Raw genomic sequence first — 14,997 nt, 5'->3', positions numbered from 1 at the left:
ATGTCTACCGATCTAGGAGGGCGACGTCCCGACCCTGTTCCGACGCCGCCTTTTTGGCAGCACGCACATCGAGCAACATTGAAATCTGAACGCCGAGAAAACCGCCCATCGCCGCACCCGCTCCCGCACCGACCCAGATCCGCTCCCCACCGGCCATCAACCAAGCCAAGGCACCACCCGATAGGGTCCCAACAAGGATACTGATGAGAAACCTGCGGCCGCCAAGACAGCCGATCACAACACCAAGGGCGAGTCCAACGGAGGTGGCAAGCGGCATTAATCCACCGCCCATAGTGAGCCCGATCAGCGTACCGACCGTACCCATCACGGCTATCCCTAGCGCAATGTCAAACACCTTGTTCCCCGCCATGACACGATCCTTCGTGGACCAGGAGTACATCTCTACTTTGCCGGAACAGCAACGATCGGACCAAAATCGACTTCAACGCCAGGAGCCGCGATAATGGAGATGCCCCATGCCTTGTCAGCCGGCTCATGCTTATGAATCCGCTTGAAATCCTCGTACACATTCACCCGCTCCTCAAACCATTGCCCGATCTCTTTCGTTCCGGACTGAACGACGATCTCTGATCCGCTGAACATACCGCCTTCCGTTAAGGTCCCCTCCGGCTTTGATTCACTCCAGACATATTTCGTGAACACCGGAATAAAAAGAAGATCGGTATCCAGAGACGCGTAGACGGCGGCGAGTGGTTCAGTACCGGTCGCAGCTTTATTCAGACGCCACCGCCAAGTCAAAATAGGATGGGTTTTGGGATCCCAATCAATTTTCTTTTTCTTGATCCGCTGGCCAGCATCTTTCGCCGACAGGAAGTTCACGCCGTCTTCCGACCGCACCTTGTAGGCTTCACGACCTTTCGATTGACTCCGCTGGTTTTCATGATCCCACAGAGAAGGGAAGCCATCCGCCTCCTTCGCTTGAAAATCCTCCAGCACGAGTGGCGGCCCTTGGGCGATAACGGGAGATTGCCAGACACAAACACTCACCAGAACACTGAGCACGGCTGCGGCGTACATTGGCCCACGGCACTCCATGGATTTCATTCCCTTTCTATGTTTCTTGCGAGGGCACCGGCGAAAGCAAGGGCGCCTGTTTCTCCTGGAATTCCTCACCCATCACCGGCTGCTGTCCCCGCTCACACATCCAGAACAATGCAAGGACGGCCGCCCAAAATACCACCATGTTCAACGTCACCATTTTCGTCGCGTATTGAAGATCCGGAGTGAAGGCCCAGGGCGAGACATCGGCCATTAACTCACTGACATGCCATGACAAGCGCCCTGACGAGCGAATGTAGCCCATCAAGCCCATCACCCAACTGAAGGCCGCCGCCAACCCAAACAATCCGACCATGCCGCGCAGCGGAATTTTTCCCCACTGAATCGGGCCATGCACCACGGCTCGCCTGAGCATCACGCGGTTCATCACCACACCTACGACGATGACGGTCAGTGTCGTGAACGCTTGGGGAGCCGACAGGCCGACACGAATCTTCGCCGGCAAGTAGAACCCATAAACGGACAACCAGATGATGTTCAACGCCCCAACCAGATACAACACCGTAATCACGATGTTCCCGGTCTTGGCCCACGAGATAGTCATGGTTCGATTGGCTCGTCGGTAGTACAGAAAGCTGAGGGCGGTCACGAGAATCAGGATATTCACGGCCCCGTTTTTGGCCGACATCACGCCATAGTTGCCGATCACGGGATGCTGAGCGCCTCCCATCGCCTTGACCTCACTGGCAGTCATCAGAAGCGTATGAGGCGTCAGCCAAATGAAGAGCGCCAGCATCAATACACCCAACAAGACTTGGTAGTAGGATTGATACCGCTCACCGCCTTTGATGCGTGCCATGCTCTGCCAGAGGTAATAGTTGATGCCCAGGAACAAGACGCCGATCAAGAGCGCCTGGACCACAAACAGCCACGTGAGCAAGCCACCCATCATGGTTACGCCCATCGTCTGGCGAAACACGAACACCGATTTCATCAGCCAGTAGCCGGCAATCGGCATCGGGATGAGCGCGCAGACCGTCACAAACAGAAAAACATAGCCGACCCAATCGAAATAGGCCCGTTCCTCGTCAGTCTTACTCGTGAAAAATCGATAACAGGCATAGGCCAGCACCACCGCCCCACCGGACATAATGTCCGCGAGGAAGCGATGGACGTTCAGCGGATTCCACAGCGCGGAATGCAATAGATGCCAGGCATTTCCCAGGAATCGACCCTGTGCATCCACCCCGGCCGGCGACATCATGAAAGCCGACCAGGCGTTCGCCATCATCAACAGCGCGGTTCCCACAATGTTGGTCAGAATGCCGATCGCGGCGTGGATCCACTTCATGCCTCGATCCGTCATCCGATTCCACCCATAGTAGTAGATGATCAATAGCAGTGTTTCCCCAACGAACACCGCGGCGTACGCCGGCATGAATCCCTTGAACGTGCCGCCCATGTACTTCATAAAACTCGGATAGAGCGTGATGAACATCGTGAGCATCAGACTCCCGATGAGTGCGGTGATCGACAGGGCCAAGACCGCCACTTTCGCAAGATCTCTCGCCAAGCCGTCGTAACGAAGGGCCAAAGCGGGCTTCTTGGTGGTCAGTCCAAGAAATTCGAGCAACGCACAAAACAATGGGAGGGCAAGCACGAATCCGCCGAAATAGGTATGTTGCTGTGTGACAAACCACACCAGCAGCCGACTATCCAATGAGCCGATTCGCGGATAGACCGTATCATGCGGAGCGGGAGCTGGCGGTCCCTGCGGAGTTCCCTCGGTGCCGAAATACACATCGGTTGAGGATTCCGCGAAAGACAGAACAGGTCCGTTCCACGAGGAAGATACAAACAGGACCACGAGAGTCACCAACGCGATCACCACACTGACGAAGACACGTCTCACCCACGATGCTCGCCTCATACACCTACCTCTTGGTTCCACCCTTGCCAAAGGCTAATACTCCTCCGGTATTGTCCGTGGCTTGTACCGATTTCCCAAGAATCCCCATCACGAAAGGACAGCGCAGCATCCCGCTCGACAGTTGTGGCCCTTGCTCATCCTCGACATGACGCCGCGTGCCTAGATAATATCCATACACCGCCATCATGGCCGCCACCATCGTTCCCATCACAGCCGCTGAAGCCACTGTAATCGTCGGCTGGCGGACGACAAACAAAAGCACGCCCATCGCCACGAGATAATATGTCGACGCAAAGGCCATCCCGGGCCACCACCAATACTTCAGCAGTTCACCGGGCGCAGTCCGACGGAGCGAGTGCAGCCAGGCGCTGGTCGGGTAGAGTCCGCCCAAATATGAACAAAGCGCGAGACCTCCCCCCAGAATCGTCACGGTCAGTAGTTGAGCCAGAGCGGCGCCTTGCTCGTTCGCAATCGCCATCCCGGACAGCGATGCTCCAGCCCCAACGCCCAAACCGGTCAACACCCACGGTCCTAGTTGCCAAGCTCGCTGTTGGACCAGCACACGCAGCTGTTCACCATTCGGAAACGTCGGAAACGGTCTGCCCGACACCGAAAGCTTGCGTACATGGCCGATCTCAAACGCATCCCGTGCGACGGAGGTAGAGGAGATGATGATCGCCATCATGGCCGGTCCGTCGGGATGCTGAAGATAACTGTAGTGCATGATCCATAACAGCGTGAGGACCAACAGAGACAGTTGCATGCCGTACACGGCTCCGATCCAGCCGGTGAGCCAGCCAAGGAGACGCAGGCCGTCTTGCCGGACAACGGTGGACCAGGATGTCGCACGACCCACCCGATAGGACAAGAGCGCGGTAACCATGGCCGTCAGACTGCTGACTGCGAGCAAGACCAAGGGATCGGCGATCGGCACCAGATGCTTCGCCAGCCGATACACCCCAAAGGCGATCAGTCCAGGCACGAACATGACGATCCGCTTTTGTCGGCGCACGGCATCTTCCGTCGCTGCCAAGCTCAAGCTGGGAATCACACGCAATGCCATTCGATGCATCATAAATAAACTTGTCAAGCGCGAGAGGTGAGGCGTGAAACGCGGATCGTCCTTGTCGTCTCACTTTTCACGTTTACCTTCAGGTTTTTTGAGCTGCCATCCCAAAGTACTTCGCTTTGATTTCTTCCATCAGCGACACGGTGATACGAGGCAACCCACGATCCGCCGCCGTGCGTTCGAGTTCAATCCGTGCCATGGCGCGAACCGGCGCCGGTACCCGTTCCAGCCGCCGCTCCGCCTCGGAATCCCATTCGATACGCTCCCCGGTTCGGGAACGAATCAACGTCTCGTAGGTGACGACCCGCTGTCCTTGTCGGCGGAGACCCTCCTCGACTTCTTTTCGAACCAGCACCGCCACATAGGGCGGCATGCGATCCAATCGGTTCAATGCCTCATCGGTCCATAGCAAACGATCGACGAGGCCATGTGTCTCCCCTTCCGGCACATCGACACCGACTTTCAACCCACAGCCACGACATTCGGAACGGATGAACCACTGCAACGGACCGGTCTCACTACCACGCTCCTCAATCCCCTCGGTATGCATCCAGCGACCACAGCCACAGGTCAACATCGCAAGAGCTCAACCAATCTTTCCCGGGTACAAGATATACAACATCGTGTAGGTGAAACTTCCCGTGACGAACAACACACAGTAAATGACCATCGTGAACCGGCCGAGCGCCCGATGCCGCTTCGCCCCGTCAGGCCAAATCCGTTGAATCGTCATCTCGATCGCAAACACGAACGCCACGAGGGCGAGAAATATCACATACACTTCCAGCTTCCGCATCGAAAATCCTGCCGTGGCTACCCGCGAAAAAAAGATCCCGAGGACTACCACGGCGATTCCGATAAAGATGAGGCTGATCTTCTTCCACGTCGTGAGCAGCCGTGATTCCCGCAACGATCGCACTCCGTCGATAAACTGCTGTGAGCGAAATCCCAACACGATCATATACACGGCCATGATCAGGCCGATAATGACGAGAATGATGTGGAGCGTCAGCACGGGAATGAAGACGTAATCATAGAGCGATTGTGAGCCACCGAACCCTTCCTTCCCTTCGACGGCCAAGACGCCCAGCTGCCGGAATAGATAGTAGGCGATAAAGAAGCTGAGCATGGACATCATGCCGCCCAACATCAGCCAATGGTGCGCATCGGCCTTTCGTTTGCGCGCTTGAAGCCATCCCACGATGAAGAGAGCGGTAAAAAGCGTCGCCATCATCTGACTGAGATCCGCTCCAGTCGTGGCATGGGTGCCAAAGAACCCCGGTTCCCGCAACCAATCCATCACAAGATCCCACTAGTCGTGCCCATTAAATCATCACACCTGCTCTCCAGTCATTTCAGACAACGCTGACCTTCTACGCGACGGGTGCCTATGAACTGTTTACGGTTTCAGGCCTTGCACCACGGCCGTCTTCTCCAGCTCCACCACAGAAACAAACCCGGCGGCGTGGAGCCATTGCATAGCTTCGCTGGCATGAAAGCAGCTGCCCTGCTGGGTATTGACGAGGATGTGGACGGCAAACGCCGTCGTCCACGCCGGGCCGGTTCCGGATTCATCGAGAAACCGATCCTTGATCACCAACCGCCCGTCCGATGCCAGTGAGCCAAAGACTTTGTTGACCAGCTGCTGATTCATCTGGAACGTTTGATAGTGCAGGATATCGGACATCAAGACCACGTCGTACGGCCCCCCAAGTTGGTCGCGATTGAAATCACCCGGCAGCAAGGCAATCCGCGAGTCCAGCCCCGCATTCTTTACCGTTTTTTCCGTCAACTTCAGCGTCGCTGGAAGGTCGAAGACCGTCGCGCGTAGATCCGGAAACACCTGACAGAAGGCAATGGCGTTGGTCCCAGCGCCTCCACCGAGATCCAACATCCGCTCGCGGCCACCGAGCTCCAGCCGCTTGGCCAAGTCAGGGCCGCTTTGCTGGCCAATCCGATTGAGCACTGTAAGCACGTTGCTTCCTAATTCAGGATCGGTCTCGAAGACATGTCGATCCACCGTCCGTCGCCCCGTTCGAATCGTCTCTTCTAACTTACCCCAGTTGTTCCATTCCGCATCGTGCAGGAGAAGCAGATGGCCGACGTACTGAGGCGAATGCCGGGCAAGGTGCTTCAGCGACGTCGACGAGTTGCCATACAAGTCGCCTTCCTTCGTCAACAACTTCATGGCGACGAGGGCGTTCAGGAGGAGGGCAAAGGTGTGAGGATCGGCATGAAGCCGACCGGCGATGTCTTGGGCTGATTTCGGCCGTTCGTCGATCGCGGAGAACACGTCCAGCTTCACGGCCGTCAATAGGATTTTGGTCTCCCAGTAATAGCCCAACTGAAAGACTTCCGCGAGTGAGAGCTCTCGTGACACACCACTCCCTTAAGCAGATAGCGTTGAAACATAAGATCTTACCTAGATCGTAAAGTAAAAGACAAGGCGGCACATTCGCTGTCGTCAGACGAAAAGGCCGCTCCAAAAGCGCCTAGGAACCAACCAAGTGATCGGCCCCGGCAAACTTGGACCAGGCCTGTTCAAAGGAAACTCAACCACCTTTCGTTTACGCTTCTTCGAGCTGGATCGTTTCTACATGCACCCTGGCGACTCCTTGTCCGACAAATCCGAGTCGTTCGGCTGCTCCCCGACTGAGGTCGATGATCCGCTTCTCTGAATCAGGGTTGTGCCGACTGGAGAAAGGACCTCGGTCATTCACTCTGACGATGATCGACTTTCCATTCTCGAGATCGTCACCTGCACATGGATCGGAAGCGGCAGATATTTATGGGCCGCCGTCAATGCACCGGGGTTGAATACTTCGCCGTTGGCCGTCATGTGGCCTCCCGGCTGGCGCCTGGTTTCCTCCCCATACCACGATGCCAAGCCCGTCTCTTCGTACGTCTGTGCGCTGGCCATGCTCATCGGCACATAATGCCGACCGTTGACGGTGTACGGAGCGGTTTTGACCCGTCCGAGACGAATCGCCTCTTTGACCGGAAGCCCATCGATCGTCTGGATGTCGTCCCGGACCAATGGATACTCCAGTGGAGCCCGGACCACCTCAAAGGTGAACTTCCCGATGTGATAGACAAGTTTCGTAGTCTCTTTGGTCAATTCATACGTACCGTTCACCACCCATATCGTGCCTTTGACCGTCTTCTTGGCGACACGATAGCTGGTCTTGATGACCGAGAAGGTGGTCTTGATGGCTGAGAAGGTCCCTTCAATCACTGAACAGGACGCAAGCATCAGATGGATAGGGAGGAGGAGCAGCAATAGAAGGACTCTCTTCGTCCGGACGTGCGCGCGAACACCTCCTAAGATTGAAGCATGAAGCTTCATGGGCCTCCTCCTTTGTCGGGCCAATTCACGTCGCTTTCCTTCATCCCTGCGTAACAAACACCATGTAACACATCGCGCAGAGTCGGGCGGAGGAGAACATTCTCGAAAATGTGATCAGGCTGAGGATTGACTGAGGTCAGGGTTAGACGCGCAGCACATCGATTCGCGACTAAAACGACTATGGACACAACGAAACGATATTGTCAGCCAGGCAAGGTAATACATGGGGTGTGAAAGGGCTGGAAACACGAAGGGCAGCGGAACCCCGCTGCCCTTCAACCACACGACTACAGAACAAGAGAACAAGGCTTACTTGATTTCAGCCTTAAGGTTGGCGGTCCCACCATCGGCTACATCCACTTCGAACTCGATTTTCTTGGCCTTGCCTGCAAATGGATGCCAGGCCACGACCTTATGCTTGCCGGCCGGCACATCCTTGATCTCGAAGGACCCATCGTCCTTCGCGACGGCAAAATGCGCATTCGACACGGGCAGGAAGAACGATTGCATGAATTCATGCTGATCGCACTGTAACCGGAAGTATCCTTCCTTTTCAGCACCGCCTCGGAACGTCACCGGCTTATCCAGCTTGTCACCCTTCTTCGCCAGACCGATGTTGAAACCTGTGGCCGAGCTCGTGCCCTTCACCGTGAAGCTATGCGGGTTGTGCAGCACTCCGGCGACCGACTTGGGATCTTCCGGATCTGCATCAGTGTTCTCAACCTTAAAGGGCCGAGTATTGACGACGATCCCGCTGAACGGCTGAAAATCACAAAACTCCGCCACGACTTCCGTCCCGGCATACCCGTCCATCCAGGCCTTATCTTCGATGTCCACCACGGCCACGACTGCTCCCTTCAACCCGCCGTCCTTGCTCACTTCGATCTGCTTCAAGAACCGCTTGTCGCCATCGACCTTGCCCTTATCCTTCTCGGCAATCTTGGGGCAGAACTTTGGATTGGGGAACTTTGAAAAGAGGAACTCCTTCTGCTCCGGCTTACCGGCATAGGTTACCTTCCCGGAGATTGTTCCTCCCGCATACGAGGTGAGAGGCGCCGCGACCAACGCGACGGCTGCTACACCAAACATCATTGTTAACGCACTCTTCATTGGACTGCCTCCTTGTAATTGACCAACATCCTGCCTACTGACGACCTATCCCTCTGGTTTCTATGGATCCAGGATCATCCGATCACAGTCTTACACGCACCATGGCGAGGTGGGCTAGGACCTTGTATGTATATGAAATCTTACCGCCCGCTGTCAATGTCTAACAAGAGGGCCTTTTCAACGTTTCTACGGTAGCTATTTTATCTCCGTCCTGGTACAGTGGGCGAGGTTTCAGGCCGATCTTAATTCAACCAGCATTGCCTAAGTAAGTACCACCGCATGTCCCTCCTGCATCAGCACACTCAATGACAGCATCAGCCGAATCTGCCATCAGCCTTAGACGCTCGTATCCCATCTATGTGACGGTAATGCTCTTCAGCCTTATCGCTGGGAGCGGGTTGATCGCTGTTCCGTTGTTTGGCTTCATCTACGGCTACACCTGGCTGGATTGGACCATGTTTGTAGTCTTGTACATGGTCACCGGACTCGGCATCACAGTCGGCTACCATCGACTTATTTCTCACCGGAGTTTCATGTGCCCCGACTGGGTCAAGGCCGTACTCTTGATCGCCGGAGGATGGGCGCTTCAGAATTCCGCGCTCAAATGGGGAGCCGATCATATTCGCCATCATGCAGCCTGCGACCAAGAGGCTGATCCCTACAATGCCAAACTGGGGTTTTGGCATAGCCACTGCGGATGGCTCTTCGCCGACCAGCGCTATTCGGATGAGAAATATGCGACCAGGCTCCGTCAAGACCCGGTCGTGATGTGGCAACATCGCTATTACACACCCATCTTCTTATCTGGCTTGGCCCTTCCGTTCGTAGTGGGCTTTCTCTACGGTGGTTGGCACGCCGGAATCAGCTGTTTAATGCTCGCAGGGGTCGGCCGGACCTTTGCCGTCCTCAACTCCACCTTCTGTATTAATTCAGTCTGCCATCTCTGGGGAAACCAACCGCATAGCCAAGCGGATTCCAGTCGAGACAGCTGGTTTGTCTCGCTCCTAACGTTCGGGGAGGGGTATCACAACTATCACCATACCCACCAAAGCGACTATCGCAACGGCCCCCGCTGGTACAATTTCGATCCTTCAAAATGGCTGATTTATACGTTGTCGTTGCTGGGATTGGCGTGGTCACTCCGCACCGCAAATGCGAGCGATTCCAAACACTCTACTCTGTCGGTACCCTTCTAGCACGAGTACGGAACTGGGACCGGCGAGGTAGCCTGCCTACTCAGTATTTTCGCAAGGACACAGGTTGGAGATTCCATAGCGCTTCGCGAGCGGCCGCCCATAATGTATCGAGCATGGCGGTAAGGTCCGGCGCCGTGCGGGCCAGGATCTTGACGACAAGCCCCGGAACGGGCGGCGTAGACACACCTCCCAATACTTCCCCTGGTTGCCCATCCAAGCTTGCGGCAATTTTCGACTCCAGCTTGCTCCAGACCTCTGATGTCATGGCATCGTTCACAACATAGAATGACGCCACATAGTTCCAGTCTTCCGCTAGACCAACACGCCCTAAATCCGTCGTGGAATCAAGAACGTATCGTTCCAGCAAGGAGCTGCCGGATGCGGTCGTGATGCGAATTTCGTTTTCGAGATCGGTGAATGCCCAACGTTCTTCTCGAGCGATGCGTCCAGATGCGACGGCATCCCACAACAAGAGCGTCGCCCCGGGTGCAAGCGTAGCCTGGAGTGTCTGCCGAAATCGCGAACCGGCAAAGGGGATCGTATGTTCAGGGAACCATTCGAGCACCGCGCCCGGTCCGATCACGATCTTGACATGCTGTTCCGAAATCAAACCTTCCGTCCGATAGATCCGATTAGCAGAAGGAGCAGAGATGAGGACATGCGCGTCCTGCTCCACATTCATGTCGATGGAGAGATGGTCCCCCCCAACCAGTCCACCGGATGGGTTGATCAGCAACGTGTATGCAGCCCCCGTATCATCGAGGTAGATGGGGGGAAGAAGTTTCCAAGGCGTTGTAAAATAGGAGTGCGAGATGATAGTGCGGTCATCGCGCTTCGCGTAATGGAGGTTGAGCTCGCCGACCCGTCCGACTGATTCCGTCGCAAACCGTCCCGGGGCATTTTTCTTCCGAGAAGGCTTGTTTCTCACTGACGATTGTCTTCCATGAGACGCGCCGGTTCTCCGAGGCGCACTGTTCCGTTGCTCTTCTCGAATTGCCATGATCACGAACGTCCGGCCCGTTGCGGGATACGCTGCTCGACCCAGGCCACGACCGTATCCAGTCCCTCCCCTGAAAGAATGTTGGTGAACGCGAAAGGAAGATCACCCCGCATCTTGCGGGTATCCCGATCCATGACGGAGAGATCCGCACGTACATGGGGCGCTAAGTCCATCTTATTGATGACGAGGAAATCGGATCGCGTGATCCCGGGACCTCCCTTCCGTGGGATCTTGTCGCCTCCCGACACATCGATGACATAAATGACATGGTCCACCAGTTCGGGGCTGAAGGTCGCCGCCAGATTGTCGCCGCCGCTTTCTAGAAAAATCAGTTCGACGTCAGGATGCCGGCGCAGCAAATCGTCAATGGCTTCCTGGTTATGCGAGGCGTCTTCCCGAATCGCCGTGTGCGGACACCCGCCTGTTTCCACACCGAGAATCCGGTCAACCGGTAACGCAGCACGTTTGGTCAGAATTTCCGCGTCGATCTTGGTGAAAATATCGTTCGTCACCGCGGCAAGGCTGTAGCGATCGCGCAACCGCTGACAGAGCGCCTCGACGAGCGCCGTCTTCCCCGATCCAACGGGGCCGCCGATCCCCATGACCGGGATGCCTTGTTTGCGTGCTTGAGTGGGAGTCCAGTTATGACTGTGTTCACGATTCAGGTCATGCATGATGATTGCCGCGAACGGGGAGCTACCACCCGAGAGGACAGGCCCACCGTTCAGTTCCTTTCTTGTGCTTCACGATGCGGGCTCCCTCACGAGTTAAGACCGAAAGAGTCTCCATTCCAGAGAGCCATGACGCATTGCATAAATATCTTGGATCGGTGACCACGAACTCATCATGGTCTTGAGGTCCACCTCCCGACTGATCCGTTCAATCAAGGGAAGCCATTCACCCAGTATCCGCTGCCCCTCATGCTGGCCGATGGGACTGAGCCGCATCGCCGCAGAGATGAAGCCGACGGCGGTTTGGTACAAGAAGGCCGCCGCCGTCTCTTCCGGGCTCCACCCACACGCGCCCAGGGTAAGTCCGAACGTCACCGCCAGGTGGCCCGGGGCTCGATCAGCGTCCACTTCATCACGATACTCACTCAAAACTGGTTTGGCCCGTATTTGATCCGCCGCCACTCTGATCACCTGCCGCCCCATCTGGCGGCTCGCCAGTCGTGATTCACGAGCTAGCTTTGTTGCCTCCAGCTCACGATCGACTTGAAGGACGTCCTCCACTGATCCGGATGATCCTGCTCGACTGGCGAGCTTTGTGGCTAGAGCCTCTCGACGGCTCATGCCACCTCGCAACAGGTCTTCAATATATCGAGCCAGCTGATCGGACGTCTTCACGGCGCCGCCTTGGATCGCCGCTTCCAATCCCGACGAAAACGCGTATCCGCCGGACGGAAAAAACGTATCGACAAACCGCAACCCTTCAAGCAATGCGGGGGTATTCATCGGGCGTATAGGGCGTATAGAGTAATGAAACCCATCACTCGACTGTCACGATCTCCCATGATCGACCGTTGGACCTGTCCCGTTGGTTAGAACAAGAAATATCGCTGTGCCATCGGGAGCACTGCGGCTGGTTCACAGGTCAGCCGCACACCGTCCGCCGTCACCACGTAGGTTTCAGGATCAACCTCGATGTTCGGCAGATAATCGTTCAGCTTGAGATCTCGTTTTTTCACGCTGCGGCAGCTCTTCACCGCTGCGACACGCTTCTGCAGCCCAAGCTTCTTCGGGACACCTCGATCCAGCCCTGCCTGCGACAAGAACGTCAGACTGGTGCTGGACAACGCCCTTCCAAAGGCACCAAACATGGGTCGGCTGATGATCGGTTCCGGCGTAGGGATCGATGCGTTGGGATCACCCATCTGAGCTTGAGCGATAAATCCACCCTTTAACACCATCTCCGGCTTGACCCCGAAAAATGCCGGCTTCCAGAGTACCAGATCGGCGAACTTTCCAACCTCCACGGATCCGACCTCGTGCGCGATCCCATGAGTGATGGCTGGGTTGATTGTGTACTTGGCCACGTACCGTTTGGCGCGGAAGTTGTCATTCTGGATCGACTCCTTCCCTCCACTCGGTGACAGATGGCCCCGCTGGACCTTCATTTTGTGGGCGTTTTGCCAGGTCCGGATGATGACTTCTCCGATACGGCCCATGGCTTGCGAGTCGGACGACATGATGCTGATGGCGCCCAGATCGTGGAGAATGTCTTCCGCCGCGATGGTTTCCCGCCGGATGCGGGACTCCGCGAACGCCACATCTTCCGGAATTCGTGGGTTCAAATGATGGCACACCATCAACATGTCGAGATGCTCATCCATCGTGTTGGCCGTAAAGGGCATCGTGGGGTTGGTCGACGAAGGCAGCACGTTCGGCTCACCACACACCTTGATGATATCCGGTGCATGTCCACCGCCCGCTCCTTCTGTATGGAAGGAGTGAATCGTTCTCCCCTTGAAGGCCTTGATCGTGTCCTCCACAAAACCCGCCTCATTCAGCGTATCGGTATGGATGGCGACCTGTACATCATAACGCTCCGCTACACTCAAACAGGTATCGATCGCGGCCGGCGTCGTCCCCCAATCTTCATGCAGTTTGAGGCCGATGGCGCCCGCTTCGACCTGCTCGTTCAACCCCTCCGGATGGGACGAATTGCCTTTGCCCAGAAATCCTAGGTTCATAGGGATCCCGTCCGAGGCTTCGAGCATGCGAAGGATATTCCACGGTCCCGGTGTGCAAGTTGTGGCGTTGGTCCCAGTCGCCGGACCGGTGCCGCCGCCGATCATGGTCGTAATGCCGGCAGACAAGGCATCCCAATATTGTTGCGGGCAAATGAAGTGGATGTGGGTATCGATGCCGCCTGCCGTCACGATATGGCCTTCACCGGCGATGACTTCTGTTCCGGCCCCGATCTCCATGCCCTTGGTCACGTTCGGCATCAGATCCGAATTTCCCGCCTTCCCAATACCGGCGATTCGTCCATCCTTGATCCCTATATCCGCTTTCACGATCCCGGTGTAATCCAGTATGAGGGCATTCGTGATCACGGTGTCGAGCGCGCCATTCGCGCTTGTCGCTCTTGGCGATTGGCCCATTCCATCCCGAATCACCTTACCGCCTCCGAACACGGCCTCTTCTCCATAGGCGGTGAAATCCTTCTCGACTTCGATAATCAATTCCGTATCAGCCAGCCGGACACGATCGCCCGTGGTCGGACCGTATAGTGCGGCATACTGCTTTCGTGGAATTTTCACCGTGCCCCTCCTTTTCCAGAGAATCCGCGATCACCCACGAGCGACAGCGCTCGAGTCTTGATCTGTGCATCGTCCAGCGATCCTTCGGTCAATCCGTTGATGCCATAGGCGACTCGCTTCCCGGCCAGAGCTACGACCGTCACTCGTTTTTCTTCTCCCGGCTCGAACCTAACCGCCGTGCCGGCGGGAATGCAGAGGCGGAACCCGAAGGCCTGCTCACGATCGAACTTGAGCGCGTGATTGGACTCGAAGAAGTGGCAATGGGAACCGACTTGAATGGGTCGATCAGCTGCATTCTTGACGATCAATTCCTTTGTCTCGCGGCCCTTGAAGGCCTCTACATCGCCGGCACCGGCCAACACCTCACCCGGGACGACCGGCTTGGCCAACTCAGCTCTGATCGTGGTCGCAAGTGATCCCCTCCTTGTCTTCGGCGACTTCTGACGGGTCTTCGCCGGACTGCGCTTTGTCTTCCTCGCCATAGTTCCCCTCCTACCTGGGATACAGATGGATGATGTGCGTCGCTTTCACGCTTAGCGAATGGGATTGTGGACGGTCACCAGCTTGGTCCCATCCGGAAACGTCCCTTCAACCTGAAACTCATGAATCATCTCCGGAACGCCGGGCATGACGTCCTTACGCGTCAGCAGCGTGGTGCCGTAGGTCATTAGTTCAGAGACGGACTTTCCGTCACGAATACCTTCCAAAACGGCGGCGGTAAGGAAGGCGACCGCCTCGGGGTGATTCAGCTTCAGGCCACGCTTCTTGCGATCAGCCGCCAGCTGTCCAGCAACATAAATCAACAGTTTTTCCTGTTCGCGCGGGGTCAAATGCATGAGTCCTCCTCCCTAAGGCTGTGGGTCCGCCACTCCGTGTGTGCAAACGCGTGCGGTGAGGGTATTGGTCCTTAGTGTTGCCCGAAGGTTTCTACTGCAGATTCCTGATGCATGTCTAGATCGTTGATAAACGGCCGACTCCATCGAGGTAAACCCGAATCACGAGCAGGAAGGAATAACCGCTTGCCTTGCCTTACACGGTGAGGTGTTGGCGCACCATGTCGG

The 14,997-nt window shown here is 56.2% G+C and carries 15 protein-coding genes and 1 pseudogene; 1 reads left to right on the top strand and 15 read right to left on the bottom strand.

Annotated elements, in window-relative coordinates; genetic code table 11:
- Window positions 1-4: 4 nt before the first annotated feature.
- The 9 genes and pseudogenes from A4E19_15200 to A4E19_15160 form a co-directional block, all read right to left on the bottom strand.
- Window positions 5-370 carry a hypothetical protein gene (locus A4E19_15200; protein OQW36509.1) on the bottom strand — a complete coding sequence of 122 codons (366 nt, stop codon included), beginning with the start codon at window positions 368-370 and terminating at the stop codon, window positions 5-7.
- A gap of 32 nt (window positions 371-402) precedes the next feature.
- Window positions 403-1,038 carry a hypothetical protein gene (locus A4E19_15195; GenBank protein OQW36508.1) on the bottom strand — a complete coding sequence of 212 codons (636 nt, stop codon included), beginning with the start codon at window positions 1,036-1,038 and terminating at the stop codon, window positions 403-405.
- Between the two features lie 34 nt (window positions 1,039-1,072).
- Window positions 1,073-2,950: a hypothetical protein gene (locus tag A4E19_15190; GenBank protein ID OQW36507.1), complete on the bottom strand. Its 1,878-nt coding sequence runs from the start codon at window positions 2,948-2,950 to the stop codon at window positions 1,073-1,075.
- Window positions 2,951-2,954: 4 nt separating this feature from the next.
- Window positions 2,955-4,013 carry a hypothetical protein gene (locus A4E19_15185; protein OQW36506.1) on the bottom strand — a complete coding sequence of 353 codons (1,059 nt, stop codon included), beginning with the start codon at window positions 4,011-4,013 and terminating at the stop codon, window positions 2,955-2,957.
- 88 nt (window positions 4,014-4,101) lie between these two features.
- Window positions 4,102-4,596, bottom strand: coding sequence for a hypothetical protein (locus A4E19_15180; protein OQW36505.1), 495 nt, complete (start codon window positions 4,594-4,596; stop codon window positions 4,102-4,104).
- A 9-nt stretch (window positions 4,597-4,605) separates the two neighbouring features.
- Window positions 4,606-5,319, bottom strand: a complete 714-nt coding sequence (locus tag A4E19_15175; protein ID OQW36504.1) for a hypothetical protein — start codon at window positions 5,317-5,319, stop codon at window positions 4,606-4,608.
- Window positions 5,320-5,418: 99 nt separating this feature from the next.
- Window positions 5,419-6,399, bottom strand: a complete 981-nt coding sequence (locus A4E19_15170) for a hypothetical protein (protein ID OQW36503.1) — start codon at window positions 6,397-6,399, stop codon at window positions 5,419-5,421.
- 187 nt (window positions 6,400-6,586) lie between these two features.
- Window positions 6,587-7,272, bottom strand: a pseudogene (locus tag A4E19_15165) (hypothetical protein).
- Window positions 7,273-7,674: 402 nt separating this feature from the next.
- Entirely contained in the window at window positions 7,675-8,475 is an 801-nt protein-coding gene (locus A4E19_15160; GenBank protein OQW36502.1) for a hypothetical protein, read from the bottom strand.
- Between the two features lie 305 nt (window positions 8,476-8,780).
- Here A4E19_15160 and A4E19_15155 point away from each other — a divergent pair, with 305 nt between their 5' ends.
- Window positions 8,781-9,671 carry a hypothetical protein gene (locus A4E19_15155; GenBank protein OQW36501.1) on the top strand — a complete coding sequence of 297 codons (891 nt, stop codon included), beginning with the start codon at window positions 8,781-8,783 and terminating at the stop codon, window positions 9,669-9,671.
- Window positions 9,672-9,711: 40 nt separating this feature from the next.
- Here the strand turns inward: A4E19_15155 and A4E19_15150 are convergent, their stop codons facing one another.
- From A4E19_15150 to A4E19_15125, 6 genes are all read right to left on the bottom strand, one after another.
- Window positions 9,712-10,671, bottom strand: coding sequence for a hypothetical protein (locus tag A4E19_15150; GenBank protein OQW36500.1), 960 nt, complete (start codon window positions 10,669-10,671; stop codon window positions 9,712-9,714).
- A gap of 2 nt (window positions 10,672-10,673) precedes the next feature.
- Window positions 10,674-11,345, bottom strand: a complete 672-nt coding sequence (locus A4E19_15145; protein OQW36499.1) for an urease accessory protein UreG — start codon at window positions 11,343-11,345, stop codon at window positions 10,674-10,676.
- A gap of 93 nt (window positions 11,346-11,438) precedes the next feature.
- Window positions 11,439-12,125, bottom strand: coding sequence for a hypothetical protein (locus A4E19_15140; GenBank protein ID OQW36498.1), 687 nt, complete (start codon window positions 12,123-12,125; stop codon window positions 11,439-11,441).
- 86 nt (window positions 12,126-12,211) lie between these two features.
- A complete protein-coding gene (gene ureC / locus A4E19_15135; GenBank protein ID OQW36497.1) occupies window positions 12,212-13,936 on the bottom strand; it encodes an urease subunit alpha in 1,725 nt (574 codons plus the stop codon).
- On the bottom strand, window positions 13,933-14,325 hold the full coding sequence (locus A4E19_15130; protein ID OQW36537.1) for a Urease subunit beta: 393 nt from the start codon (window positions 14,323-14,325) through the stop codon (window positions 13,933-13,935). The genes ureC and A4E19_15130 overlap by 4 nt, the downstream gene beginning before the upstream one ends.
- A 144-nt stretch (window positions 14,326-14,469) precedes the next feature.
- Complete coding sequence (locus A4E19_15125; protein ID OQW36496.1) at window positions 14,470-14,772, bottom strand: urease subunit gamma; 303 nt, start codon at window positions 14,770-14,772, stop codon at window positions 14,470-14,472.
- Window positions 14,773-14,997: the final 225 nt, after the last annotated feature.

Origin of the sequence: Nitrospira sp. SG-bin1, from assembly GCA_002083365.1 — a bacterium.
GTDB lineage: Bacteria > Nitrospirota > Nitrospiria > Nitrospirales > Nitrospiraceae > Nitrospira_D.
The sequence above is the reverse complement of the archived record's forward strand: the minus strand, read 5'-3'. Positions and strand labels throughout refer to the sequence as shown.